General features: G+C 65.6%; 24 protein-coding genes and 1 rRNA gene. 3 read left to right on the top strand and 22 right to left on the bottom strand.

Annotated features, from left to right (window positions below; translation table 11 throughout):
* The first annotated feature begins 51 nt into the window (after window positions 1–51).
* Entirely contained in the window at window positions 52–582 is a 531-nt protein-coding gene (locus ACIBJI_RS24720; protein ID WP_364354514.1) for a hypothetical protein, read from the top strand.
* On the opposite strand, the gene ACIBJI_RS24725 is transcribed toward ACIBJI_RS24720, so the two are convergent.
* The 3 genes from ACIBJI_RS24725 to ACIBJI_RS24735 form a co-directional block, all read right to left on the bottom strand.
* Complete coding sequence (locus ACIBJI_RS24725) at window positions 579–1,580, bottom strand: LLM class flavin-dependent oxidoreductase (protein ID WP_364354517.1); 1,002 nt, start codon at window positions 1,578–1,580, stop codon at window positions 579–581. The genes ACIBJI_RS24720 and ACIBJI_RS24725 overlap by 4 nt on opposite strands.
* Before the next feature lie 17 nt (window positions 1,581–1,597).
* Complete coding sequence (locus ACIBJI_RS24730) at window positions 1,598–1,891, bottom strand: metalloregulator ArsR/SmtB family transcription factor (protein ID WP_364354520.1); 294 nt, start codon at window positions 1,889–1,891, stop codon at window positions 1,598–1,600.
* Between the two features lie 78 nt (window positions 1,892–1,969).
* A complete protein-coding gene (locus ACIBJI_RS24735) occupies window positions 1,970–2,920 on the bottom strand; it encodes an Lrp/AsnC family transcriptional regulator (protein ID WP_364354523.1) in 951 nt (316 codons plus the stop codon).
* An 84-nt stretch (window positions 2,921–3,004) separates the two neighbouring features.
* Between ACIBJI_RS24735 and ACIBJI_RS24740 the strand changes: the two genes are divergently transcribed.
* A complete protein-coding gene (locus ACIBJI_RS24740) occupies window positions 3,005–3,829 on the top strand; it encodes an NAD(P)H-binding protein (RefSeq protein WP_364354526.1) in 825 nt (274 codons plus the stop codon).
* 52 nt (window positions 3,830–3,881) lie between these two features.
* Here the strand turns inward: ACIBJI_RS24740 and der are convergent, their stop codons facing one another.
* The 12 genes from der to steA form a co-directional block, all read right to left on the bottom strand.
* Entirely contained in the window at window positions 3,882–5,297 is a 1,416-nt protein-coding gene (der, locus tag ACIBJI_RS24745; protein ID WP_364354529.1) for a ribosome biogenesis GTPase Der, read from the bottom strand.
* 64 nt (window positions 5,298–5,361) lie between these two features.
* Window positions 5,362–6,072 carry a (d)CMP kinase gene (cmk, locus tag ACIBJI_RS24750; protein ID WP_364354532.1) on the bottom strand — a complete coding sequence of 237 codons (711 nt, stop codon included), beginning with the start codon at window positions 6,070–6,072 and terminating at the stop codon, window positions 5,362–5,364.
* A 32-nt stretch (window positions 6,073–6,104) separates the two neighbouring features.
* Entirely contained in the window at window positions 6,105–7,289 is a 1,185-nt protein-coding gene (locus tag ACIBJI_RS24755; protein WP_397086122.1) for a pseudouridine synthase, read from the bottom strand.
* 363 nt (window positions 7,290–7,652) lie between these two features.
* Window positions 7,653–8,321, bottom strand: coding sequence for an SMC-Scp complex subunit ScpB (gene scpB / locus ACIBJI_RS24760; protein ID WP_396960561.1), 669 nt, complete (start codon window positions 8,319–8,321; stop codon window positions 7,653–7,655).
* A gap of 638 nt (window positions 8,322–8,959) precedes the next feature.
* Complete coding sequence (locus ACIBJI_RS24765) at window positions 8,960–9,763, bottom strand: segregation/condensation protein A (RefSeq protein WP_364354595.1); 804 nt, start codon at window positions 9,761–9,763, stop codon at window positions 8,960–8,962.
* 170 nt (window positions 9,764–9,933) lie between these two features.
* On the bottom strand, window positions 9,934–10,878 hold the full coding sequence (locus tag ACIBJI_RS24770; RefSeq protein ID WP_364354598.1) for a ParA family protein: 945 nt from the start codon (window positions 10,876–10,878) through the stop codon (window positions 9,934–9,936).
* 225 nt (window positions 10,879–11,103) lie between these two features.
* Window positions 11,104–11,568 (bottom strand): cupin domain-containing protein, encoded by a 465-nt coding sequence (locus ACIBJI_RS24775; RefSeq protein ID WP_364354541.1) that lies wholly within the window; start codon window positions 11,566–11,568, stop codon window positions 11,104–11,106.
* A gap of 172 nt (window positions 11,569–11,740) precedes the next feature.
* The gene (gene xerD, locus ACIBJI_RS24780; protein WP_396960542.1) at window positions 11,741–12,691 is read right to left on the bottom strand and encodes a site-specific tyrosine recombinase XerD; all 951 of its coding nucleotides are present in this window, start codon (window positions 12,689–12,691) and stop codon (window positions 11,741–11,743) included.
* Window positions 12,692–12,703: 12 nt separating this feature from the next.
* Window positions 12,704–13,363, bottom strand: coding sequence for an NUDIX domain-containing protein (locus tag ACIBJI_RS24785; protein WP_396960540.1), 660 nt, complete (start codon window positions 13,361–13,363; stop codon window positions 12,704–12,706).
* Complete coding sequence (locus tag ACIBJI_RS24790; protein WP_396960538.1) at window positions 13,364–15,085, bottom strand: CTP synthase; 1,722 nt, start codon at window positions 15,083–15,085, stop codon at window positions 13,364–13,366.
* Window positions 15,086–15,215: 130 nt separating this feature from the next.
* The gene (locus ACIBJI_RS24795; protein ID WP_396960537.1) at window positions 15,216–16,163 is read right to left on the bottom strand and encodes a copper transporter; all 948 of its coding nucleotides are present in this window, start codon (window positions 16,161–16,163) and stop codon (window positions 15,216–15,218) included.
* The gene (gene steA / locus ACIBJI_RS24800; RefSeq protein WP_364354555.1) at window positions 16,160–17,374 is read right to left on the bottom strand and encodes a putative cytokinetic ring protein SteA; all 1,215 of its coding nucleotides are present in this window, start codon (window positions 17,372–17,374) and stop codon (window positions 16,160–16,162) included. Before steA ends, ACIBJI_RS24795 begins: the two co-directional genes overlap by 4 nt.
* Before the next feature lie 159 nt (window positions 17,375–17,533).
* Here steA and ACIBJI_RS24805 point away from each other — a divergent pair, with 159 nt between their 5' ends.
* Complete coding sequence (locus tag ACIBJI_RS24805; RefSeq protein WP_364354558.1) at window positions 17,534–17,953, top strand: SRPBCC family protein; 420 nt, start codon at window positions 17,534–17,536, stop codon at window positions 17,951–17,953.
* Window positions 17,954–17,958: 5 nt separating this feature from the next.
* On the opposite strand, the gene recN is transcribed toward ACIBJI_RS24805, so the two are convergent.
* The 7 genes from recN to rrf form a co-directional block, all read right to left on the bottom strand.
* Window positions 17,959–19,728, bottom strand: a complete 1,770-nt coding sequence (recN, locus tag ACIBJI_RS24810) for a DNA repair protein RecN (protein WP_364354561.1) — start codon at window positions 19,726–19,728, stop codon at window positions 17,959–17,961.
* Window positions 19,706–20,698 carry an NAD kinase gene (locus tag ACIBJI_RS24815; RefSeq protein ID WP_364354564.1) on the bottom strand — a complete coding sequence of 331 codons (993 nt, stop codon included), beginning with the start codon at window positions 20,696–20,698 and terminating at the stop codon, window positions 19,706–19,708. Before ACIBJI_RS24815 ends, recN begins: the two co-directional genes overlap by 23 nt.
* Window positions 20,695–21,516, bottom strand: coding sequence for a TlyA family RNA methyltransferase (locus ACIBJI_RS24820; protein ID WP_364354567.1), 822 nt, complete (start codon window positions 21,514–21,516; stop codon window positions 20,695–20,697). The genes ACIBJI_RS24815 and ACIBJI_RS24820 overlap by 4 nt, the downstream gene beginning before the upstream one ends.
* A 1-nt stretch (window position 21,517) precedes the next feature.
* Window positions 21,518–21,826 (bottom strand): hypothetical protein, encoded by a 309-nt coding sequence (locus tag ACIBJI_RS24825; RefSeq protein WP_364354570.1) that lies wholly within the window; start codon window positions 21,824–21,826, stop codon window positions 21,518–21,520.
* 13 nt (window positions 21,827–21,839) lie between these two features.
* Window positions 21,840–22,736, bottom strand: coding sequence for an HAD-IIA family hydrolase (locus ACIBJI_RS24830; RefSeq protein ID WP_364354573.1), 897 nt, complete (start codon window positions 22,734–22,736; stop codon window positions 21,840–21,842).
* Between the two features lie 470 nt (window positions 22,737–23,206).
* Entirely contained in the window at window positions 23,207–24,082 is an 876-nt protein-coding gene (locus ACIBJI_RS24835; RefSeq protein ID WP_397086137.1) for a tetratricopeptide repeat protein, read from the bottom strand.
* Between the two features lie 1,018 nt (window positions 24,083–25,100).
* A 5S ribosomal RNA gene (gene rrf, locus ACIBJI_RS24840) occupies window positions 25,101–25,217 on the bottom strand.
* Window positions 25,218–25,377 lie beyond the last annotated feature (160 nt).

The raw sequence follows: 25,377 nt of genomic DNA on the forward strand, positions 1-25,377 counted from the left end.
CTCCCGCCAGTGGTGATAGGTATTCGCAGTCGGTTAAATAACGTTGAAGCTATGAGTCCCCCGGCCACGCCGTGGTCGAACCAGCCCAAGGGCCTCCCGAGCAAGGAGTCCAGCGGCGGCGCGGAGCTGGCCATCGACCCGGTGATACTCACTGCCATCACAATCCCGTCGAAGCGAGGGCAGCACTATCCCGATCTCGGCATGCTCATCGGCACCAGCTTCGCGGTCCTGCTTTCCTTGGTGGTGTATTTCTTCATCGCGTCCATGGGTTCGGCACCCGATTCGGCACCGACCGCCGGGTCGGCGGCCACCAATGCCACCGCAGTCCCGGCGAACGCGGTCCAGGTCAATCGCGGGCTGACCATCGGCAAGGTCACTGCCAACGATGGCAAAACGCTTGCGGTGGAAGGGATTCTGGGTGCCACGACGAACGTTCATGTCAACGCAGCTACCCAGGTGCTGGTCGTCACCGGCCGCAGCGTGTCGGATGTGACGGTCGGTGCCGCGGTCGTCGTCTACGGCAATAAGGAAGCCGACGGCACCATCACCGCGAACCTGATCGTCGGCGGCTCGGTGAGTTAGGGCGCTACCGGCTCGGCGATGAGGCCGCCGGTGAGTTCGACGGACCGGAGCCGGTCATCGATTTCGGTGGCGTGGTGAGCGACGATGAGTTCGTCCGCATCAATTGAGCCCGCGAACTCCGCCAGGTACGAACGGACTTCGGCAGGTGTGCCGACAGCGGTGTACCTGGTCATCGCGCTGAGCTGGCTGCCGTTCGGTGAGGCGAGGAACGCATCGATCTCCTCATCTGTGAAGTCCGCGCCCGCCGCTCCCCGTCGAATCATGGCTCGCGCGCGGGCACGATAGGAAATCGTCTTCTGCGCCACCGCCGCATCGTGGTCCTCGGCCGCGAACACGTTGACACCGGCCATCACATACGGCTCGGCCAACTGCTCCGAGGGCCGGAAACTGTCGCGGTAGACGGCGACCGCCTGGTGCAGCGCGTCCGGCGCGAAATGGGATGCGAAGGCATACGGCAGGCCGAGCTGAGCGGCGAGCTGCGCACCGAATAGCGACGACCCCAGAATGTAAAGCGGCACAATGCCTTCCGCGCGCGGCACGGCCTGCACACCGGGGACCCGCGAGTTGCCCGACAGGTAGCCCTGCAACTCCAGCACATCCTGCGGAAAGGAGTCCGCCGAGGAAGGGTTGCGGCGCAGCGCAAACATGGTCTTCTGGTCACTGCCCGGCGCGCGGCCGAGTCCGAGATCGATCCGCCCCGGGAACAGCGTCTCCAGGGTGCCGAACTGCTCCGCGATCACCAGCGGCGAGTGGTTGGGCAGCATGATGCCGCCCGCGCCGAGTCGAATCGTCTCGGTGTGCGCGGCGACGTAACCGATGAGCACGCTGGTGGCGCTGGAGGCGATCGAGCGCATGTTGTGGTGTTCGGCATACCAGACGCGTCGATAGCCGTTGCGCTCGGCGGCCCTGGCCAGCGCGACGCTGTTTTCGAAGCTGTCGCGTGCGCTGCGGCCGGGTGCGACCGACGCCAAATCGAGGATCGACAGTGCGGTGGGCATAAAACTTCCTTCGTAGCTCAGAGAACGCGGTGGAGTTCTTCGGTGAAGGCCAGGATGCGGGCTTCGTCGCGGCGGTAGTAGGTCCACTGGCCGCGGCGAGTGGCGCTGAGGAATCCGGCGCGCTGCAGGATCGCGAGGTGCGCCGATATGGTCGAGGCCGAGGTCCCCGCCTTCTGCTGGATGAGACCGACGCACACCCCTAGCTCGGCGGTGTCCTCGCCCCGCTGCGGGAAGTTCGCGTCCGGTTCCTTGAGCCACGCGAGGATGCGCAAGCGGGTCTCATTCGCCAACGCTTTGCACTCGTCGAGCACATCCACCTCCCTTCGGTATTTCGCTAATTAACGAACTTACGCCGGATGCGGCGGCTCAGCATCGTGACGCAGCACACGTCAGAGAAGCAGCGAACCCGCGCGTTTGAGGGTGCGAATGATCGGAGCGGTTTCGAGCGTGGCGATGCCGGGGACTTCGGCGATGCGTTCGGTCAAGTAGCGACCGAGATCTCGAGGATCACGGCAGTTGACGGCCGCGACCAGATTGGTAGCGCCGGTGGTGACGGCGGCGAAGGAGACTTCGCGGTGACGGGCCAGCGCCTCGCCGACGCTGACGGTGGCGGCAGGTTGTGCGGCGATCCAGAGCCGCGCCTCGGTCCGGAATCCCAGTGCAGCGGAGGGGATATCGAGCTGGAACTGCAGTATTCCGTTGCGGCGCAATGCTGCCATGCGGCGGCGGACTTTGGCTTCGGCCCACTGGGTGGCAGTGGCGAGGTCCGAGTAGGAGGTGCGGCCGTCGTGGTTGAGGGCGCGCAGCAGGGACTTATCACCTTCGTCGAGGTGGAGGGGTCCGTCCTCGGGGTCGATGGGGGCGGACCTGAGATGGTCGACCTGGTCGGGTGTCAGCGCGGCCAAACCCCGCCAACCGTCGGGCAGCACGAATCCGCGCAGCAGCAAGTGCGCGGACATTGCGACGATTCGACTCGTGCGTGGAAGTTTGTGCAGCAGTAAGGCTTCCTGCTCTTCGCTACTGCGGGTCTGCACCGTGCAGGAAACCTCGGTGCCAGCGGAGAGCAGGTATACGAAGGATGTATCGTCCCGTGCCGCAAGGGCTTTCGCGACGGAACCGGCGGCTTCGGGGGTGCAGCGCAACCGAATCGTCCATTGGAGGTAACCGAGCCGCTGACCGTTCACCAGTCCGATCACCCTGAGCCCATGCGTATTCCGCAGCTGACGATACCGACGTGCCACGGTGTTCTCGGAAACGTCGAGAACTTCGGCGATGGTTCGGAAGGATGCCCTGCCGTCGAGCTGCAGCGCGTGAATGAGCCCTCTTTCGACGGTATCCATCACCGAACCCTCCAAGTTCGACAGTTTTCAGCAATATCAGGCCTGATTCTGGTTGAAGCCGCTCCCCGCCACCAGGATCGAGGCATGAGAATCCTCGTCCTCGCCGCCACCGGAAACGTCGGCAGCCAGCTCGTCCCGCACCTGCGCGCTGCAGGCCACACCGTGCGCGCGGGCACCCGCAACCCAGCGTCTGCCGATTTCCCGCCCGACGTGCAGGTCGTACACACCGAACTATCCGAACCCGAAACCCTCGTCGACTGTCTCGATGACATCGACGCTGTCTTCCTGCTGTGGCCGCTGCACACCGGCGCACAACTGCCCAACGCACTCGATCTCATCACCGAGCACGCCCGCCGCATCGTATTCCTCGGTACCGGGGGCATCTCGGACCTCAGCTTCGAAGATCAGGAAAAGCTGGTGCACGGCTGCGGAATCGAATCTGTGGTCCTGCGTCCGAGCACCTTCGCCGTCAATACGCTCTGGTGGGCCGACGAGATCCGAACCGGCGATATCGTGCACGGCATTCACGGCGAGTTGCCGATGTGCCTGATCCACGAGACCGATATCGCGGCCGTCGCGGCCCGAGTACTCACCGAAAATGCCCATGCCGGAGTCACATACACGCTGACCGGACCCGAGTTACTCACCCAGGCCGAGCAGGTACGTGTCATCGGCGAAGTACTCGGGCGCCCCCTGCGCTGGGCCGAACTCACAAGCGCACAGGCCAGACAGCGCCTACTCGACGACGCCACCTTCCCCGACTCCTTCGTCGATGTCCTGCTCGACGGCTACACCAAGATGCTGGCCGCTCCCCGCCCCGAAATCACCACCACCGTCGCCGATATCACCGGTCGCCCGGCACGTTCCCTGGCCGAGTGGGTAACCGACCACCTCGCCGACTTCTACTGATGGCGTATCCGGAACGGACGCCGTTGCTGGACAACGACGTCCGTTCCGAGGACTACTTCCTGCGTTCCCGCTTCTCGCGTACGCGAACCGAAATGCGAACCGGTGAACCGTCGAAGCCGAACTCCTCACGCAGGCGACGCTCCAGGAACCGGCGGTAACCCGCCTCCAAGAACCCGGTCGTGAAGAGCACGAAGGTCGGCGGCCGGGTGGTGGCCTGCGTGGCGAACAGCACGCGCGGCAACCGACCACCGCGCATCGGCGGCGGCGTCGCCGCGATGACTTCCTTGAGCCAGTTGTTCAGCCGACCGGTAGGGATGCGCTTATCCCACGATTCGAGCGCGGTTTCCATTGCGGGCACGAGCTTTTGGACGGCACGTCCGGTATGCGCGGAAATATTGACGCGCTGAGCCCACGGCACCCGGACCATATCCCGGTCGACTTCCTTGTCGAGCTGCAGACGTCGGTCCTCGTCGACCAGATCCCATTTGTTGAAGGCCAACACGAGCGCGCGACCGGAGTCGGCGACCATGCTGATCACCCGCAGATCCTGTTCGGTGATCGGTTCGGAGGCATCGATCAGCATGATCGCGACCTCGGAGGCCTCCAGCGCCGCCTTGGTCCGCAGCGATGCGTAGAACTCCATACCGCTGGCATGGGAGACCTTGCGACGCAGACCAGCCGTATCGACGAATTTCCAGATCTTGCCGCCCAATTCGACCAGCGAATCGACCGGGTCGACGGTTGTGCCCGCGACATCGTGCACGACCGAACGCTCATCACCGGAAAGCTTGTTGAGCAGGCTGGACTTGCCGACGTTGGGCTTGCCGACCAGCGAGACCCGGCGCGGGCCGGTGCCGCCGGTGCCCTCACGTGGGGTCTCCGGGAGGACTTCCAGGACATCGTCGAGCAGGTCACCGGTGCCGCGACCATGCGCGGCGCTGACCATGCGCGGCTCACCGAGACCGAGCGACCACAGCGCGGCGGCTTCGGCCTCGACGCGTTCGTCGTCGACCTTATTGGCGACCAGGATCACCGGAATCTTGGAGCGACGCAGCTTCTTCACCGCGGCCTCGTCGGTGGCCGTCGCGCCGACCACGGCATCGACCACGAGCAGGATCGCATCGGCGGTCTCCATCGCCAGTTCGGCCTGGCGGGCGACCGACTGCTGCAGGCCCTTGGCGTCGGGCTCCCAACCACCGGTGTCCTGCACCAGGAAACGGCGCCCCGCCCAGTTCGCCTCATAGGAAATGCGGTCGCGGGTCACGCCCGGAATATCCTCGACGACGGCTTCACGGCGACCGAGGATCCGGTTCACCAGCGTCGATTTGCCGACATTCGGGCGGCCGACGACCGCGACCGTCGGCATCGCGAGGTGTTCGTCCTCGCCGAACTCACCGTCGAGGTCGGCTATCTCCCAATCGGATTCGTCACTCCAGACGCCGTCGCCCGCGAGAACGTCTTCACTCATGACTGCGCCTCGCCGGCGCTCGGCTCCGTCACGAGTGACACTGCCGTGTCTTTGGTTCGCTCGCTCACAATGTCCTACCTGTCCGGCCGATCGAAACCTGTCGCACCACAACGCGATACAGCTCGTCGATGACCTCATCCATATTCAGTTCGCTGGTGTCGACCTGCACCGCGTCGTCGGCCGGACGCAGTGGGGACACCGTGCGAGTGGAGTCGAGGGTGTCGCGACGCTGCACGTCGGCGAGTACGCCCTCGTAGTCATCGCCGCGACCTTCGGCGATGTTCTGCTGGTTGCGCCGCTGCGCGCGGGCCTCAGCCGAGGCGGTGAGGTAGATCTTGGCGTCGGCATCCGGCAGCACGACGGTGCCGATATCGCGCCCCTCGACCACGATTCGCTGTGCGGCGGAAGCGATTTCACGCTGCAGGGCAACGAGCAGCTCGCGCACCTCGGCAACGGCCGACACCGCGGACACCGCCTTGGTGACGGCATTGCCGCGAATCTCGGAGGAGACGTCCTCACCATCGAGCAGGATCAGCTCGCGGCTGGGATCGGTGCCGATGGTCAGCGGCAGTTCCTTCACCGCGGCACCGATCGCCGCCGAATCGGTCAACTCGACACCGGCGCGCAGCACCCGCAGCGTCGCGACGCGGTACATCGCACCGGTGTCCAGGTAACTGGCGTCGAGCCGGGTTGCCAGTCGCCGCGACACACTGGACTTGCCGGTACCCGAAGGCCCGTCCATGGCAACGACCAGCGGCGTGGTGCCTTCAACCATCGCAGGGACCTCCACGGGAATCTCTACACCGTTCACAACGACACCGCCTCGTAAAGTTTGCCGACTTCATCGCGGCCGATCACGCGCAGCGTGCCGGGCCGTTGATCGCCCAAGGCGACCGGACCGATATTGGTGCGCACCAACCGGGTCACCGGATGGCCGACCGCATCGAGCAGTCGGCGCACGATGTGCTTGCGTCCTTCATGCAACACGATCTTGACCAGCGAACGTCCCTCGCCCAGCTCGAGCACCTGGAACTTGTCGACCTTGGCCGGACCGTCGTCGAGTTCGACACCATCGCGCAGGCGCTTGCCGATCGACTTGTGCACCTCACCGTTCACCGTCGCTAGATAGGTCTTGGGCACCTGGAACGACGGGTGCATGAGCCGGTGCGCGAGGTCACCGTCATTGGTGAGCAGCAGCAGCCCCTCGGTGTCTGCGTCCAGCCTGCCGACGTGGAACAGGCGCTGACCGGCCGCGATGCGTTCGGCGACGATATCGCCGACGCACGGGCGGCCCAGATCGTCGGACATGGTGGACTGCCAGCCCTTGGGCTTGTTCAGCGCGATATGGACCAGTTCCTCACGCACCATCACGCGGGTGCCGTCGACGCGGACCACGGCATGCTGCGGATCGATCCGCAGGCCCTGTTCGGTGACGATCGCGCCGTCGACCTCGACCCGGCCCTGGGCGATCATCTCCTCGGCGGCGCGGCGCGAGGCGACACCGGCCTTGGCGAGAACCTTCTGCAGCCGCTCGCCTTCGCCCCACGGCAACTTCTCGTGGCCGCCCTCGGCGGGTTGGTCGACGTGCTGTTTCTTGGCCGGCTTGGCGTTGCTCAGCAGCGGCGCGGAGACGACCTTCTTCTGCGGCTTCGGATTCTTGGGCTTCTTCCCGACAGGCGCGGACAGCGCGGCCGACGTTGTGCGGCGCGACGGATTACCTTGCTGCGCAGGGCTTCCCGGTGCATAGCCGCGCGAACCGGAGGCACGCGGGCCCGAACCGCCTTGCGCGGCACCACGATTGGCCTCGCCGCGCGAACCACGATGATCGGAGCCGCCCTGCGACGAACCGCGATTACCCGAGCCACCCTGCGACGAACCCCGATAACCGCTCTCGCCCTGCGACGAACCGCGATAACCCGAGCCACCCTGCGACGAACCCCGATAACCGCTCTCGCCCTGCGACGAACCGCGATAACCCGAGCCACCCTGCAACGTGCCACGTCGATCGGAGCCGCGCTCGGCGGAACCTCGATATCCACTATCGCTCTGCGACGAGCCACGATGGCCACTGTCGCCCTGCGAGGTTCCGCGGTAGCCGCCACGCGAGGAGCCACGCTGTTCGCCCTGCGACGAACCGCGGTAACCACGATCGCTACCTTCTGAACTCCCCCGATAACCCCCTTGCGAGGAGCCGCGCTCGGAACCGCCCCATGCGGCCCCGCGCTGCGTACTTCCCCGTTGGGCTGAACGCATATCGCGTGCGTTTCGGCCTGCGCCGCCCCTGGGGGGCTGGTCGCTTCTGGTCCTACGATCCGGTGTGCCATCTCGGCGAGCGGGCGTATTCATATTGTCCTGTCAGTCTTCTTCGGTACCGAGATCCAAATCGGTCTCGGCGGATTTCCTCAGCCTGGTGTAACGGGGGTCCGTGTCCAGGCTCTCGTTGATCTCATCGATCAGGTCGACGCCCGGCAGCAGGGGCGCCAGTGGCGGCAAATCGGACAGCGATGCGAGTCCGATCCGCTCCAGGAACAATTCGGTCGTGCAGTACTGCGTGCCGTTCGTTTCCGGGTCGACCCCGGCCTCGGCGATCAATCCGCGAGCCAACAGGGTTCGCATCACGCCGTCGACGTTCACGCCGCGCACCGCGCTGACCCTGGTCCGGGTCACCGGTTGGCGGTATGCCACCACCGCCAATGTTTCCAAAGCGGCCCTGGTCAATTTCGACCGGGCACCGTCGAGCAGCATCCGTTCCACATACGGCGCATACTCGCTGCGAGTATAGAAGCGCCACCCGTCACCCACGAAACGCAGATCGATGCCACTGGCCCGCGCGGACAGTTCGGCCGCCATTTCGTGCAGCGCCCGCTCCACCCGCACCGGTTTGTCCTGCAACGCGTCGGCCAGCAGTTCTACCGGGGCCGGAGCGTCCACAATGAGCAGCACCGCCTCCAACGCCGACCGGAATTCATCGTCATCGAGCGGTTCGGGCGTGAACTCCGCCACTTCGTCGTCGGAACCGGCTATCTCTTTGCTCTTCGTCGCACGCGCGGCCTTCCTCACCCTTGCCGAACCTGCGGCCGCCGCGCCCCGACCGCTGGTCAGCGGTGTCTCGCCAGCTCCTCCCGCTACGCCTGCGTCATCCTCATCATTCGGCGCTGCCCGCTCGCTGCTGTTCGACTCGGCCGGGCCCGAGGAATTCGCCTCGTCGAATGGACTGTTTACGGTCGCACCTGCCGAAGCTGCGGGTTCCTCGCCCCCACCGCTCGTCATCGGCGCATCGGTGCGTCCTGCGGCGCCCTCGACTCCGACCGATGCCTGCTCGCCCTGGCCCGGCTCAGCCGTGTCTGAGGAATCCCGGTCGACAATTGCGCTGCCTACAGTCTCAATTGGTCCAGGGTCGCTCGAGGTCGCCGCATCCCCGGCGTCGTCGCCGCTCGAATCCGCGGCACCGCCATCGGTTCCTGGCGCGGTCGTATCTGGCGCGGCTTCGATGCGCTCACCACTCGACGATGCCACCTCGTCGCGCGACTTCACCGCGCTCGCGCCTACTGCGTCGTCGCTCTGCGCGATCAGTGCACCACCATCGACCAGCTCGCTCGCGATCGCGGCGTCACGCTCGATGCCGTTGTGCTCGAGGGGTGTCGCATCGTCGGTGCGCTCACTCACCCGTAGTCCTCCTCGATGGTCACGGTGTCGGCGGTGTCGTCCTTGGGGTCGCCGGTCCAGCTGATCGAGAGCGGGCCGAGCGGGTCGGGCTGGTCGAACTCGATCGTCTTGCCCCGGTACAGCTCGAGCAGCGCCAGGAAGCGGGCGACGATCTGGATCGGCATCTCGCAGTCGGCGACCAGTTCGCCGAAGGTCGTCCAGCCGCCCGGTCCGCGCAGTTTGAGCTGTTCGAGCACGAGCGCGGCCTGTTCGGCGACCGAGAAGGCGTGCTGGTGCAGATGGTCGAGTCCGACCCGCGGCGCCGGGCGCGGCCGGAAAGCCGTTGCGGCGATCACAGCGAACTGGTTTGCGTCAACTCCCAGCGTAACCTCGGGCAACAGGTCGGCGTAGCGCTCCTCCAGTCCGACCGCGCGCGGGTATCGCCGCAACGCGACCGCTTCCAGCTCCCCGAGCAACTCAGCGACCTGTTTGAACGCCCGGTACTGCAGCAGCCGGGCGAAGAGCAGATCGCGCGCCTCGAGCAGTTCGAGGTCCTCGGCGTCGGTCACCTCACCGGATGGCAGCAGTCGCGCCGCCTTGAGATCCAGCAATGTCGCGGCGACCACCAGGAATTCGGTAGTCTGATCCAGGATCTTGTCCGCACGCAATGCCTGCTGCCCGATGCTGGCGGTCAATGCCTTTGTGTAGGCGATGAATTCGTCAGTCACCTGATGCAACGCGACCTCGGTGACATCGAGCTTGCGCGAACTGATCAGATTCAACAGCAGATCGAACGGCCCCTGGAAGTTGCTCAGCCGCAGCTGGAACCCGGATGTCTGCGCCGTCGGCTCGCCCTCGGCGCCAGTTCTGCCTGGCGGATTATCCGCGGTCGAAGCGGCACGCTCGGCGTCGGAGTCCCGATCGACGAACTCATCAGACTCCGAGCCGAGCGTATCCGTGTTCGTCGATGGTGCCGGTTCAGTACCGCCGATCACCGGCCGGACCGGTGGATGACTTCCCGCGCCATCGCCCGATATGCTTCGGCTCCACTGGATTTCGGTGCCCACGTAGTGATGGGCTCACCTGCGACGCTGGCGTCCGGAAAGCGCACGGTGCGCATGATCGCCGTGTCGTACACCAGGTCGCCGAATACCTCGACGACCCGCGCCATGACCTGACGCGAATGTAGTAACCGCGCATCGAACATGGTCACAACGATGCCGTACAGGCTCAGCCGCGGGTTCAGGCGGTCCCGCACCTTCTCCACTGTGTCGTTGAGCAGGGCGAGTCCGCGTAGTGAAAAGTACTCGCACTCCATCGGAATGATCACGCCATCGGAGCAGGCCAACGCATTCACCGTGAGCAGGCCGAGCGATGGCTGGCAGTCGATGAGGATGTAGTCGTAGCGATCACGCACCGATTCCAGCGCGCGACCCAGCGTCTGCTCCCGGCCGACCTCGTTGACCAGCTGGATTTCCGCGGCGGACAGATCGATATTGCTCGGCAGCAGATCCAGATTCTCGACCCGGGTCTCCATCAGGACATCGTCGATCGAGACCTTGGATCCGATAAGCAGGCTGTGCACGGTCAGATCGAGATCGTGAAGGGCCACACCCAATCCCGCCGACAGCGCACCCTGCGGATCCAAATCCACCAACAGCACCCGCCGACCGCACTCCGCGAGCGCGGCGCCCAGGTTTATGGTCGAGGTAGTCTTGCCGACGCCACCCTTCTGATTGCACATCGCGACGATCAGCGCATCACCGTGATGCTCGATCGGCGGAGGTTCGGGCACGACACGCAGCGGGCGCCCGGTCGGACCGAGCGTCGCGTCCTCGGGGACGGGTTCGGCGCCGTCGCCCCACAGCGTTTCCGCCGCGGCTGCCGAGTACGGACCCGTTCGGGGACCCGTAAGCGGCTGCGCCCCAGCACTCATCGGCGGCTCTGCCGCACCGGCTGTCGTCACGATCCGCTGCTCCTTATACGTTCCTGCCCGTTGCCTTCGCCGCCTCCGGCATCATCTGCCCGAGCGTAGCGAGGCCGATCAGGCCCGACCTAACTTTCGCACGGTCCAGCTCTCGATAGACGCTACCGCTTGACAGCGCAAGACCCACGCTCGGACACGCGACACCCGCGTTTACCTGCGCGGGCATCCGCTCCCCTAGCGCCAATCCGGTCCGCCGTCGAAATGGACGTCGAACCGATCGTGGAGTTCATCCATACTGTCCCAATCCGCCTCACCCCGAGCGATACGACCGAGTTGCCGGAAGTACTCGAACCGGACGATACCTGGTGTGAGTACCGCGAAGAACTCGGCGGGACCGTCCACGGAGGCCCCGAAGGCATGCACAATACCCGGCGGAACCACCACCAGACCACCCTTCGCGACCGCATGACGTTCGCCGTCGACGAGGAATTCCATTGTCCCGTCCAGGACATAGAAGATTTCCGTTGACTTCGTGTGATGGTGCGGCCTGGTCCCATCCGCGCCAGCCTGCAGGACAAGCCGATTCGCTCCGAACAGCCCGTCGGTGTTCACACTGTCCTCGAGCAATTGGAACGAACCGCCGCCGGGCAGCGATACCGCCTCGACATCGCGCTCCTGAACGATGAAAGCCCTTGCCATCCAACTCACCTCACATCGGCATGCCGAGACCACCCGATCCCGCATCCAACACAACCGGACCGTAGTCCCATTTCTTCCCGGTCGATACGCTCTGCGCACGTTTTGTACACCGCACACGGATCCGTCGGGCTAACCCGAACTCGGCGCGCAAAATCCTGCGCAAGGCACAGAGTCAGCGAGCGCGCGGATGAGCGGTGGCCCAAACCTCACGAAGCGTGTTCACAGTGACCAATGTGTAGATCTGAGTGGTCGTCACCGAAGCATGTCCCAGAAGTTCTTGAACCACGCGCACATCCGCACCCCCGTCGAGCAAATGCGTTGCGAAGGAATGACGCAGCGTATGCGGCGAAACCGTGGCTCCGATACCAGCCCGCTCAGCGGCGGTCTGCAAAACCTGCCAGGCACTCTGCCGTGACAACCGACCGCCGCGTGCATTCAGAAACAGCGCGCCCGCAGTCCCTTTCCCGTTCACGGCGAGCACCGGCCTCCCCCGCACCAAATACGCATCGACGGCCGCCAGCGCGGGCCTGCCGATCGGAACCATGCGCTGCTTGCCGCCCTTGCCGTGCAATACAACAGCCCGCTCCTCGGCATCGAGGTCGTCCACATCGAGTCCGACCATCTCCGAAATCCGCGCCCCGGTCGAATACAACAGCTCGAGCAGCGCCCGATCACGCAATCCGCGCGGCCCACCATCGGCTCCGGCCCCGTTCGCATCACCGATCGACCCGCCCCCCGCGGCCTCCAGCAACCGCAACACCTGGTCGTAAGGCAGCGCTTTCGGCAACCGCCGTCCGGGGGTCGGCGGCTTCACCGCATGTGCGACATCGGCACTCGTCACGCCCTCCGCCGCGGCGAAGCGATGCAGCCCGCGCACTGCGATCAGCGCACGAGCGACCGAACTCGCGGCAAGGGGCGGGTGCGTCTGCCCACCCGCCCGCAGCACCATCGTGAACTCCGCGACATCGGATTCGGAAATTTGTTCCAGCGCCGTAATCCCGCGCGAGGTCAGGAAATCCCGATACCGATCGAGATCGCGACGGTACGCACCGAGGGTGTTGCGGGCGGCGCCGCGCTCGACCGCAAGATGATCGAGGTAGGCGTCCACCTCCCGTGCGAGCACCGCCCAGACCCGTCAGTCCGCGGACTGCCGCTGCGCCTTGCGGCGCAGGAACGCGGTGGGCTGCCCCGGCCATGGCGCGTCGGCCGGTCGCAACTGCGCCCCGCTCGCCCTGGCGGCCGCGAGCGCGAGCAGACCGGCGACGGCCGTGGCATTGACGATCTCACCGGCCAATGCAGCCCGCACAGCCTCCTCCACCGGCAGTCGGACCAATTCCAGGTCCGCCTCCTCCAATTCCGGCTCCGGCCGGTCGGTTTCGTACAGGCCCCGAGCGGCGTATACCCGCAGCGCCTCATCGGTGAATCCGGGCGAGAGCGCGACATCCACCAAGACCGACCATTCCCTGGCGGCCAGTCCGGTCTCCTCGGCCAATTCACGCTTGGCCGCAGCCAGCGGATCCTCGCCGGGCACATCGAGCAGTCCGGCGGGCAGCTCGAGCAGCCGCTGACCGATCGGATGCCGATACTGTCTGATCAACACCACATTGTCGGCATCATCGATGGCCGCGACCGCAACCGCCGCATGATGTTCGATCACCTCGCGCTCGACGACGCGTCCGCCCGGCATGGCCACTTGGTCGAGCCGCAACGCGAGGATGGCACCGCTGTACATGGTCTTGCTCGCCACGGTCTCGAAATCGTGGCTGCCCGGCTGGGCTCCCCCGTTATCACTCATCTACGACGCCTGATCTGCGTTCGCGAACTCTTCGTCCGGGATATCGACCGGAAGCCGCTCGGCCAGTTTATATTTCAGTGCCGCCGCGATCAGCGCCGCGAACAGCGGATGCGGCCGGGTGGGGCGGCTCTTGAGCTCCGGATGCGCCTGGGTGGCCACGAAGAACGGATGCCTATCCGCGGGCAACTCGACGAATTCGACCAGATGCCCGTCCGGTGAGGTACCACTGAATTTCAAACCGCTGGTGGCGATCTTGTCGCGGTAGGCGTTGTTGACTTCGTAGCGATGCCGGTGCCGCTCGGAGACCTGGTCGGTGCCGTAGGCCTGCGCTACCACCGACCCCTTCTGCAGCGTCGCCGGGTAGGCGCCGAGACGCATGGTGCCGCCGAGATCGGCCTCACCGGCGACGATCTCCTTCTGATCGGCCATGGTGGAAATCACCGGATGCGGTGTGTCCGGCTCGAATTCGGCCGAATTGGCCTCCGCCAGACCGACCGAACGCGCGGCCTCGATGACCACACACTGCAGACCCAGACACAGGCCCAGCAGCGGAAGCCCCCTGATCCGCGCATATTTGATGGCGCCGACCTTGCCCTCGATACCGCGGATACCGAACCCGCCCGGAATCAGCACCGCGTCCACATCGCGCAGTGCGGCCTGCGCACCCGACGGGGTCTCGCACTCATCGGACTGCACCCAGCGGATATTCACCTTGGCCCGCGAGGCGAATCCGCCCGCGCGCAACGCCTCGGTCACCGACAGATACGCATCGGGCAGATCGACGTACTTGCCGACCAGTGCGACCTCGACCGTCTCCCGCGGCTGGTGCACCCGATCCAGCAGATCACCCCACACGGTCCAGTCCACGTCCCGGAACGGCAGCCCGAGCCGGCGCACTACATAGGCGTCCAGGCCCTCACGGTGCAGCACCTTGGGGATGTCGTAGATCGACGGCGCGTCCGGGGTAGAGATGCACGCGTCCACATCCACGTCGCACATCAGCGCGATCTTGCTCTTGAGCGCCTGCGGCACCTCGCGATCACAACGCAGGATCAGCGCGTCGGGCTGGATACCGATATTGCGCAGCGCCGCCACCGAATGCTGGGTCGGCTTGGTCTTGAGCTCACCCGATGGCGCGAGGTAGGGCACCAGCGATACGTGCAGGAAGAACACATTGTCCCGGCCCACATCGTGGCGGATCTGGCGCGCGGCCTCGAGGAACGGCTGCGATTCGATATCGCCGACGGTGCCACCGATTTCGGTGATCACCACATCGGGCACCTGCCCCTGTAGATCCGGGCCCTGCATCGCCAGGATGCGACTCTTGATCTCATCGGTGATGTGCGGGATCACCTGCACCGTGTCACCGAGGTATTCGCCCCGGCGCTCCTTGGCGATCACCGACGAATAGATTTGCCCGGTAGTCACATTCGCGTCCTTGGACAGGTCGCGATCGAGGAACCGCTCGTAGTGGCCGACATCGAGATCGGTCTCCGCGCCGTCTTCGGTGACGAACACTTCTCCGTGCTGGAACGGATTCATGGTGCCCGGATCGACGTTCAAGTACGGGTCGAGTTTCTGCATGGTCACCCGCAGTCCGCGCGCGGTCAGCAACTGACCGAGGCTGGAGGCGGTAAGACCCTTACCCAATGAGGAGGCGACACCACCGCTGACGAAGATGTGCTTCGTGGCCGTTCGCGCCTGATTCCGTGTATGACCCACGGGTCTTCACGGTAACACGAAATTGCTGGTCTGATCACACACCACGCACGTTTGCCACCGAGTCGCTGCCATTGATCGGATTCAGTCCGTGCGCCATGTTCGCAGCACGGGGCAGTGCGGGTCGAGCGGATCAGCTCGCGGGCGGCGCGACGAGTGTGAGGGAGGTCGCCTTGGTGCCGGTTCCGTATCGGCCCGCACCGCCGTTGAGCTGCTCGCTCAGGCCGAGCACGGTGGTGACGCGACCGATATCGCGATCGAGATTGTCGACGGTGGTGACGGCCGTGGCCAGCGCGGCATCGGAACGAATGATCGCGAGCGGGCCCGGATTGTCGGCGGCGCCGGACCGACCCGCGAGCACCACACCAGCACCGCGCCCACGCAGAGCGCCTGCGAATCGGGCGATATTGCTGCCTTGACTGTTCTCGCCGGACTTCGCGCCGTCGCCCGTGACGACCACGGCGAGATCCGCGACCTGCGTCGGAGTGTCGCCGTAGGCGAGGAACCCGCCGCCGCGCAACGTCTCCAGCACCAGACTCAACTCCTGCGGGGTGCTGCGCGGTTGCGCGCTCGCCGGATCGAGCAGCAGCACCAGGCCGAGCAGATCCCCCGCCATACTGCCCTGATCCACCTGACCGGTGCGCAGCTGCGCGCCCGCGGGAATGACATTGGTGACCGCGGTGCGCATCCGGTCACCCTCGGCGGCGTCGAGGAAGGCATCGGTGAGTGCGATGCGGCCGGTCACGGTGGCACCCGAGGTTTCCAGATCTCTTGCGACGGCCTCGACATCGGCGGGTTCGGCATCGGGGGTCGTGAACAGCACGACGCTGCGATCGGTCAGCGTGCCGCCGAGGATGCGCCCCGCCGATCCGGCGATGAATCGGTCCGCGGCATTCATTTCATCGCCGAGGCGCCGGTTCCGATCGTTGGTCACGTCGAGCTGTTTGCGCAGATCTGTTTTATCCGCGCGCAATCCGGACAGCAGGTCCGCCGCCACGGTCTGTGACCCGAGCACCACGCCGAGGGCGAGGGCCAGGAAGATCGCGACAATCGAAACCGCATGCTGCCGAATCGAAATCATCGGTTGCCTCCCGCACCGGCTAGGCCGCGTGCCCAGAGATCGAACCGATTCCAGGTATCGGCGGCCCACTCCACTGCCTCGGTCCCCATATTCGAGGCGAGCATCGCCACGATCACCGCGACCAGGGCGGCGAGTACGACCATCGCGATGGCGGTGCCGGACACCCGGTTTCGATAGAGCGTGGCGACGGCCTTGGCATCCATGAGTTCGGTGCCGATTTTCAGTCGGGTGAGGAAGGTCGCCGGATTGCTGTCGCGGCGACCGCGGTCGAAGAAATCGTCCAGTGAGGCGGCGGCACCGGCGGTCACGATGAGCGATGCGCCGTGATGGTGGGCCAGCAGCAGGGCCAGGTCGGCAGGTGCGCCGGATGAAGGGAAGGTCGTCGCGCCGATGCCGAGATCCTGGATGCGCTCCAGACCTTTGGCGTGGCCATCGGTATCGGCGGGCAGGATCATCTCGGCACCGGACTTCAAGGTGGCGGTGGTGATGTCGTCCGGGTCGCCGACGATCAGATCGGGGCGGTAGCCCTGCTTCATCAAGGTGTCCGCGCCACGGCCCACGCCGACCATGATCGGGGCATACTCCTTGATGAACGGCTTTAGTCGCTTGAGATCGTCCGCATGGTCCGGGCCGTCGGCCACCACGACCACATGCCGATTCTTCATGTCCAGCTCCAGCTCCGGCACCCCGATACCGTCGATGAGCAGCGCACTCTCGGTGCGAATGAATTCGATGGTGTTGCCCGCGAATGCCTCCAGATGATCGGCGAGGCCGTTGCGCGCCGCGATCATCCGCTCGGCGATATCGGCTTCGGTCAGCTGGATGGCCGTGACCAGGACCTCGGGCTCCTTCTTGACCAGCTTGTCGGAGTAGACGACGCCCTCGTCTATGCGGACCTTGGTGCCGTCCTTGATCCGGAAGGCATCCGAACTGACAGTGTCCAGCAGCAGGATTCCGTGGGCGACCAATACTTCCGGTCCCAGATTGGGGTAGCGACCGGATATCGATGGCGAAGTATTCACCACCGCGGCCACGCCCGCCTCGACCAACCGATCGGCGGTGAACCGATCCAGATCCATCTCATCGAGTATTACGACATCACCGGGCCCGACCCGCTTCAGCAGACGCCTGGTGTTGCGGTCAACCCGAGCCACCCCGGTCAGCCCCGGTAGCACTTCGGTGCTCTTCGACAACAACGCCAACATCTTCATGGGGCCGATCCTGGCCGCAAACCCTCAACCATTGGTGGAGGCGCGCCGCATCACCAATCACATTCGTCACTGTGATAACACGAACACCACGCCGCGCAGGGAGCGCACCGACCAGTACCCGTATGCTGCGGGTCACAGATATCTCGAAGAGGAGACACCATGGTCAGCAGCACCGTCGACGCCGTGATCGCGGCACCACGCGATGTCGTCTACAAGTTCTTCACCGAGCGCGATGGCATCAACCCCTACATCCCGGTCGATTTCACCCTGAAGACCCCCGGATCGCCCACCCCGAATGGCGTCGGTGCGCAATACCTCATCGGCAAGGCCGGCGTCGGCTTCGTCGAGGAGACCACCAAGCTCGTTCCCGGCGAATTGATGGAATACAAGATCATCAAGGGTGTCCCGGTGAAACGGCACGTCGGCACCATCACCTTCACCGACGCCGACAACGGCACCTTGGTCTCCTACACGATGGAGTCCGAGCCCAGCCTTCCCGTTCCCGCGAAGGTTCTGGAATTGGGCCTGAAGAACCTCATCAACCAGTTCATCAAGGGCGCCCAAAAAGCCCTGCGCTGACCCCGTCAGGCGAGGGCGCGTTCGGCGCGGGCGGTTTCGAGCAGTTCCTCGGCGTGAGCTCGGCCGGTTTCGGTGTCATCGAGACCGGCCAGCATGCGGGCCAATTCGATGACGCGCTCATCCTTGGTCAATGCCCGGACACCGCTGTTGACCTTGCCCTTGCCGTCATCGGACTTGTCCACCACGAGATGGGTGTCGGCGAATGCCGCGACCTGCGGCAGGTGTGTCACCACGATCACCTGATGGGTGCGCGCGAGCCGTGCCAGCCGACGGCCGATCTCGACCGCGGCCCGGCCACCGACACCGGCATCGACCTCATCGAACACCATGGTCGCGCCGTGATCCGAACTGGCGAGCACCACTTCGAGTGCCAACATCACGCGCGAGAGCTCACCACCGGATGCGCTCTTGCTCAACGGCAATGACTGCGCGCCGGAATGCGCGGACAACCGGAATTCCACTTCGTCGACACCGGTCGAACCCGCATGCAATTCCTGCCCATCCACCGTCAGTGGCGCGGAATCCTGCGGACTCGCGGGCACCGGCCGCACCACGACCTCGAGCTTCGCCTTACCCATCGCGAGCCCACCGAGTTCGGCGCTCACCGCGGAAGCCAGCTTGCCCGCCGACTTGGTACGCGCCGCAGTCAATTTGCGCGCTGCCTCACAAACGCGGTCCGCGGCGATATCCACCTCCGCCGCCAGCGCGGCCAACGCCTCTTCGGAGACATCGAGCGAACCGAGACGGGTGCGCGCCTCAGCCGCCCACGCGATCACCCCATCGATATCCGGCGCGTACTTGCGGGTCAGCGATTTCAATTCCGCCTGCCGGGTGAGCAGCGAATCCAAAGCGCCCGGGTCCGAAGGCAAATCCGAAAGATAGCCACTGAGTTCGGTGGTCAGATCGACGACCACCGCGATGGCCTCATCGAGCCGCGGCCCGAGCGCGGTCAGTGCCGGATCGTGGGCCGATTCGATGCGGGCACGCGCGGCGCCGAGCAATTCCAGTGCGCCCGAACCGTCTTCGGGCGAATCAGCGGGACCGGCCAAGGCATCGTGCGCGATCGCGGCGGCCTCACGCAGCGAATCCAGATCGCTGAGCCTACGCACCTCGTCGACTATGCGCTCATCCTCACCGGGTTCCGGTGCGATGGCATCGATCTCGGCTAGCGAATGCTTCAGCCGGTCGGCCTCCAGCGCGAGTTCCCTACTGCGCGCAGTACGTTCGACCAGCTCATTGCGGGCGTCGAGCCAGGATCGCCGCTGCACCTGGTACTTACGCAGCAGTGAACCGACCGCACCGGAGGCGAACTGATCCAGCGCCGACAGCTGCTGATCCGGACGCTGCAGCCGCAGTTGGTCGTTCTGACCGTGCACAGTCAACAACGGCGCGGTGAAATCGGCGAGGACAGAAGCTGGTACACCGCGCCCCCCGAGATGCGCACGGGAGCGTCCATCACTGCCGACGGTGCGGATCGCGATGATGCTGCCGTCGTCATCGCGTTCGGCCGCAGCCGATTCCAGGACTTCCTGCACTTGCTTCTGCGCGGTCGTATTCACCTCGTCGACGGTGAACCGTCCCTCGACCACGGCCCGTTCCGCACCCAACCGGACACGTCCCGCATCGGCCCGTGCCCCGCTGAGCAGGTGCAGACTGGTCACTACCATCGTCTTACCGGCACCGGTCTCACCGGTCAGAACCGTCAGACCCTCATGGAATTGCGCGGTAGCCGTGGATATGACGCCAAGCCCGTCAATCCTGATCTCTGTCAGCACGTGTGATCTCCGTTCGCCGTCGGCCACGCCAGCCTGTCACGGGCAATTGGAATTTGCGCACCATCCGGTCGGCGAACGGCGCGGAATCCAACCGCACCCACCGCACCGGTTCGCCACCGCGGACCGCCTCGAGCCGTCCACCCTTCGGCAATGCCAGGGTGCGCCTGCCATCCAGGAAAACTATCGCATCATGGCCAGCCGCAACGGATTCGACCGCGATCCTGGACTCCGGACTGGTCACCAGCGGCCGCGCGAACAGGGCGTGCGCATTACTCGGAATCACCAGCAGCGCTTCGAGTTCCGGCCACACCACCGGGCCGCCCGCGGAGAACGCGTAGGCGGTAGATCCGGTCGGTGTGGAGATGAGGATGCCGTCGCAGCCGAATTGCGAAACCGGACGCCCGTCGACCTCCAGGACCACCTCGAGCACACCCATACGCGAGGCGTTCTCGATACTGGCTTCATTGAGCGCCCAACCGGTTTCGACGATCTCGTCGTCCACCCGGACGTTCACGTCGATGGTCATCCGATGCTCGAGCTGGTAGTCGCCGCGGACCACGCTGGCCAACGCCTCATCGAGGTGTTCGGCCTCGGCCTCGGTGAGGAAACCGATGCGACCCAGGTTGATTCCGAGCACCGGCACCCCCGCTGGCCTGGCCAATTCTGCTGCGCGCAGGAAGGTGCCGTCACCGCCGAGCGAGAGCACCATCTCGCAGCCGACCGCCGCGTCCGGGCAGTGTTCGACCACGCGTGCCGGGTATCCGCCCGGTTCCGCGACGGCTGTCCCGCTCGCGGTGTCGGACTCACAGTCGAATCGGGTGCTGTCCGCCTCGTCCGCGAGCACGCGCAGCCCGATGCCCGCATCTGCGAATATCTTCGCCACGCGATGGGCGGTTTCGATGATCTCCGCCCGGCCCGGATGCGAAACCAGCAGAATCTCTCTGGATTCGGCCGGCGTCAGCGCGTTCACTGTGGACCCTCCTCAACCGCACGTTCGACGAGCAGCGCGACCTGCTCGCCGTCGTACTCGAACTGCCCGTCTTTACGCAGCCACACAAAGTATTCGACATTGCCCGATGGGCCGGGCAGCGGGCTGGCCACCACCCCGACGGTGCGCAAGCCCAATTCGGCGGCGGCCGCCGCGACATCGCGCACTACTTCCGCGCGCAATTCGGGATCCCGCACCACACCGCCGGAGCCTACTCGCTCCTTGCCCACCTCGAACTGGGGTTTGACCATAGGCAACAGGTCGGCCCCCGCTGCGGTGCAGGCCGCGAGTGCGGGAAGCACCAGATTCAGCGAGATGAACGACAGATCGCCGACGACGAGGTCTACCGTGCCGCCGATGGATTCTGGGGTGATGACGCGGACATTGGTGCGATCGAGAACCCGCACCCTGTCATCGTTCTGCAGCCGCCAGATCAGCTGGCCATAACCGACATCGACGGCGACGACCTCACGCGCCTGCCTGGAAAGCAGTACATCGGTAAAGCCTCCGGTCGAGGCACCAGCATCCAGACAGCGCTTCCCCGCAACTGTCAAGCCCTGGGGTTCGAATGCCTCGAGCGCGCCGAGCAGCTTGTGCGCACCACGCGACGCCCACGACACCTCGTCGGGCTCCTCACGCACGATCAATGGCGTGCCCGTCTCCACCGCGGTCGCAGGCTTCACGGCGACCGTTCCAGCAATCAGGACGCGGCCCGCACCGATCAACTCGACCGCATGTTCACGCGATCGCGCCAATCCGCGGCGAACCAATTCGGCGTCCACCCGCGCGCGCCTGGCCACCTCAGATCTTGTCCACCGTGGCCAGTGCCTGTACGAGCACCTCATGTGCCTGCTCCAGGATGCGGGCGCGCCGGGTGATATCGGCGCCGGAATCGGAGTCTGTCGGAGGGGGCGCCGCCAGGCCGGTCCAGGCCGGACGAGCGTCGAGTTCGGCGAGCAGACTGTCGATCTCGGCGCGGATCCGCGTCGGATCGGCAGGCTCCGGGCGTCCCTGTGCACCCGGCAGATGCTGGCCGGGCAGCGGTGGGCCGGGGCGCGGTCCGTTCGAGCCGGAGCCGGGGCCGTTGGGGCGTGGCATCGGAGTAGTCATCGTGAGGTCAACGCTATCGGATTTCCGAACCGGACGCCCGCACCCTTACGGCTCGTCCCGGGTTACGCCGTAAGCGTTGCGCCAAGTCGTCGGCGAGGTCGGTCGCCTCGTCCTCGACCGGCGGATGGTTCAGTGCGTCCAATGACGCCGAGACGTAGGTCGGGATCAGGTCCGCCGGGGCGTCGCGTAGTTCGTCGAGGGTGCTCACGCCGGTCAGGACCAGCAACGATTCGAGGCCGACGCGGTTGGCGCCCTCGATATCGGTGTCCAGGCGGTCGCCCACGACCAGCGCGCTGCGCGTTCCGGCGCGCACCAAGGCGTCCTCGAGCAGTGGCGCATAGGGTTTGCCCGCTACTACCGGCTCTCTGCCGGAGGCGGCGCGCAGCGCGGCGACCATGGCACCGTTGCCGGGCGCGAGGCCGCGCTCGTTCGGCAGCGTCTTATCGGTATTGGCGGCAACCCACAATGCGTCGGCGCTCAGCGCGTAGGCCGCCTCCGCGAGATCCGGCCAGGCGGTTTCGGGTGAATGTCCTTGTACGACAGCAGCGGGCGCAGCGCCATTGAAACGCCGGATCGAACGCAGCCCGACCGCTTCGACCTCCTTGGCCAGGTCATCGGTGCCGACGATCAACACCGTTGCCCCGAGATCGAGCCGCTCCGCCAACAACCGTGCCGCGGCCTGCGCACTGGTCACGACATCATCGGTTTCCGCCGCGAATCCCAGCTCGGCCAAATGTCGCGCAACCACATCAGGACCACGACTCGCATTATTCGTGACATAGACAAGCCGCTGTGCCACAACGGAATCCGCCAACGCCTCCGGCGCGCCCTCGATCACCTCGGGCCCGCGATACAGCGTGCCGTCCAGATCCAGCAGCAGGGCTTCATACCGCTCTCGTAGCCGCTTCACACCACTCTCACTCCACGTAACCGACCGACACTTTCCCGAACCCTACGCCAGTCCGCCGACAGGAAAAATGACGGCGTCGACCGACCGTATGCCGCAAGCCCATTTCGAGCACACACTCGAATTTGCCAGCGCGACGTGCAACGTCGCATAGCCAGCGTGTTGCGCAACACCGACCACCGTGTTTCCGCGACTCGCAGCCGACTTCGATGGACGTTCGCCGACGACCGAGACCGCGTTCGCAGTCAGCCCCGACGACGAGCAGACCAGAACTGGCGGATATTGGGCAGGGCCGTACACAATCTCAGAAGCCACGCCTTCGTTGGACAGGCCCGACGTGAAACTGTGCCGCCGCTTCCGACAAAACCCGGGCACCTGCGCCCGCATTCCATGCCCTTGCGGCCGACTGGATCCCTTCTGCACGTGCGACCTGAGTCGACGAACTCTTCGGGTCGAGTCCCAGCCGCTGTGCCCTACAGCTCGGCGTCGCCGGTCAGTTCCTCGGCGCGTTCCTCGGCGTCGGTTTCACCATCGAGGTCGGCGGAGGCTGCGTTGAGGAACCAGGTGAGTCCCTCGGCCGTGCGGCCCGCCGCGACCAGGGCGTCGGCATAAGCGTAGAAGAGGCGGGCGGCGGCGGAGCCGGTGCGGGAGGGGTCGAGGTCCGAGGTCTGCAAGGTGACTACGGCCTGGTCGTATTGGCCGAGGTCCATGCGGGCACCGGCGACCACAATGCGGAGTTCGGTGGCCTCGTCACCGCGCAGGGCGCGGGCCTCATCGCTGCGCCCCAGTTCGATGGCGCGCTCGGGGCGACCGAGGCCGCGTTCGCAGTCCGCCATGACGGCGAGCAGACCGGAACCGCCGGACATCCGGCGGGCGGTGCGCAACTCGGAAAGGGCTTCGGCCCATTCACCCGCGTGGTAAGCGGTGACGCCCGCAGTTTCGCGGACCACGGCGATACGGCCCGCACGTTGGCGCGCCGCCCGTGCGTGGGCCAAGGCGAGACGCGGGTCGTCGTCGATGAGTCGGGCCGCCATCACGAGATGCCGGGCCACGGTTTCGGCGTTGCCCTTGTCCAGGCTCAACAGGTCGCGGCGCACCTCGGTTTCGAGGTCGGTGGCCTGGACGTCATCGGGCAGATCGGGTTCTTCGGGACGCGGTGCGCGTCGCTCAGCCGAACCGGTCCCGGCACGTGCGCCTTCACCACCCCGACGGCGATCCTGCGGGTCGTCGCCACGGTTCCAGCCACCGCGCTGACCGGAGTCACCGCGACCACCAGAGTCACCGCCACGGTTGAAACCGCCGCGCTGACCGGCGTCATCGCGTCGCTTGAACCCGGCGCCCTCGTTCACGTCGCCGCGCTGACCGGAGTCACCGCCACGCTTGAAACCACCGCGCTCACCCGAGTCACTACGGTTGAAACCGCCGCGCTCACCCGAACCGCCGCGACTGAAACCACCGCGGTCGCCGGGACCGCGGTTGGAACCGCTACGGTCCCCGGAACCGCTACGGCCGAAACCACTTCGATCGCCGGAGTCACTGCGCTGTCCGGAATCGCCGCCGCGTTTGAAGCCACGGCGCTCACCGGAATCACCGCCACGGCTGAAACCACCACGATCGCTGGAATCGCCCCGATCAAAACGGCCGCGCTCGCCCGAGCCACCACGATCACCTGCATCGCCGCGTCGGCCCGAATCGCCGCTGCGGTTGAACCCGCCGCGTTCGCCGGAGCCGCCCCGGTTGAAACCACCGCGGTCACCGGAGCCGCCACGGCTGAAACCACCGCGGTCACCGGAATCACTGGAGCGCTTGAATCCACTGCGCTCGCCCGAACCGCCACGGTTGAAACCACGCTCACCGGAATCACCGCGCTGACCGGAGTCGCCGCGCTCGAAACCACTGCGACCACCGGCGCCGCCGCGGTTGAAACCGCCGCGATCATCGGCACCGCGGTTGGAGCCGCCACGACTTCCGGAGTCGCCGCGCTCGCCGGAGCTGCTGCGCTTGAAACCACCGCGGTCGCCGGAGCTGCGGTCGTTGGAATCGTTGCTGCGGTTGAAGTCGCCGCGGTCATTCGAGCCACTTCGGGTCGAGTCGCCGCTACGTTTGAAACCGCGCCGTTCGCTGGAGTCACCTCGGTCGGAAGAGCCGCGAGAGGCACTGCCTCGATCGCGGTCGGGGCCTCCTTGCCGGAAGGACTTCCGGCCGTCGTTCTGTTCCGACACGGTGGCCCCTTTCTAGAGTTCGGCCAGAGGTTGTCGAACCCCTGAATTCAATCACGTGACGGCGGTCGGGCCCGAGCACGGCATAGATATAGGTACAAAAACGACGATAGGGGACCCAGTTCTGGGTCCCCTATCGTGAAGGATGTTCCGGCGGTGTCCTACTCTCCCACACCCTGTCGAGTGCAGTACCATCGGCGCTGGTGGCCTTAGCTTCCGGGTTCGGAATGGGACCGGGCGTTTCCCCACCGCTATAGCCGCCGTAACTCTATGAAACTATCCACACAGAGAGCCAAACCCGATACCCACCCCCAACATAAAAGGGGTTTCCTCGTGTCTGTCTTCTCGGTGATCTGTGTGTTGTTTCAGATACCGCACAGTGGACGCGTAGCTTCTTTGTTGGTAAGTCCTCGGCCGATTAGTAC

The sequence above is a fragment of the Nocardia sp. NPDC050408 genome, assembly GCF_044458905.1.
Taxonomy (GTDB): Bacteria; Actinomycetota; Actinomycetes; order Mycobacteriales; family Mycobacteriaceae; genus Nocardia.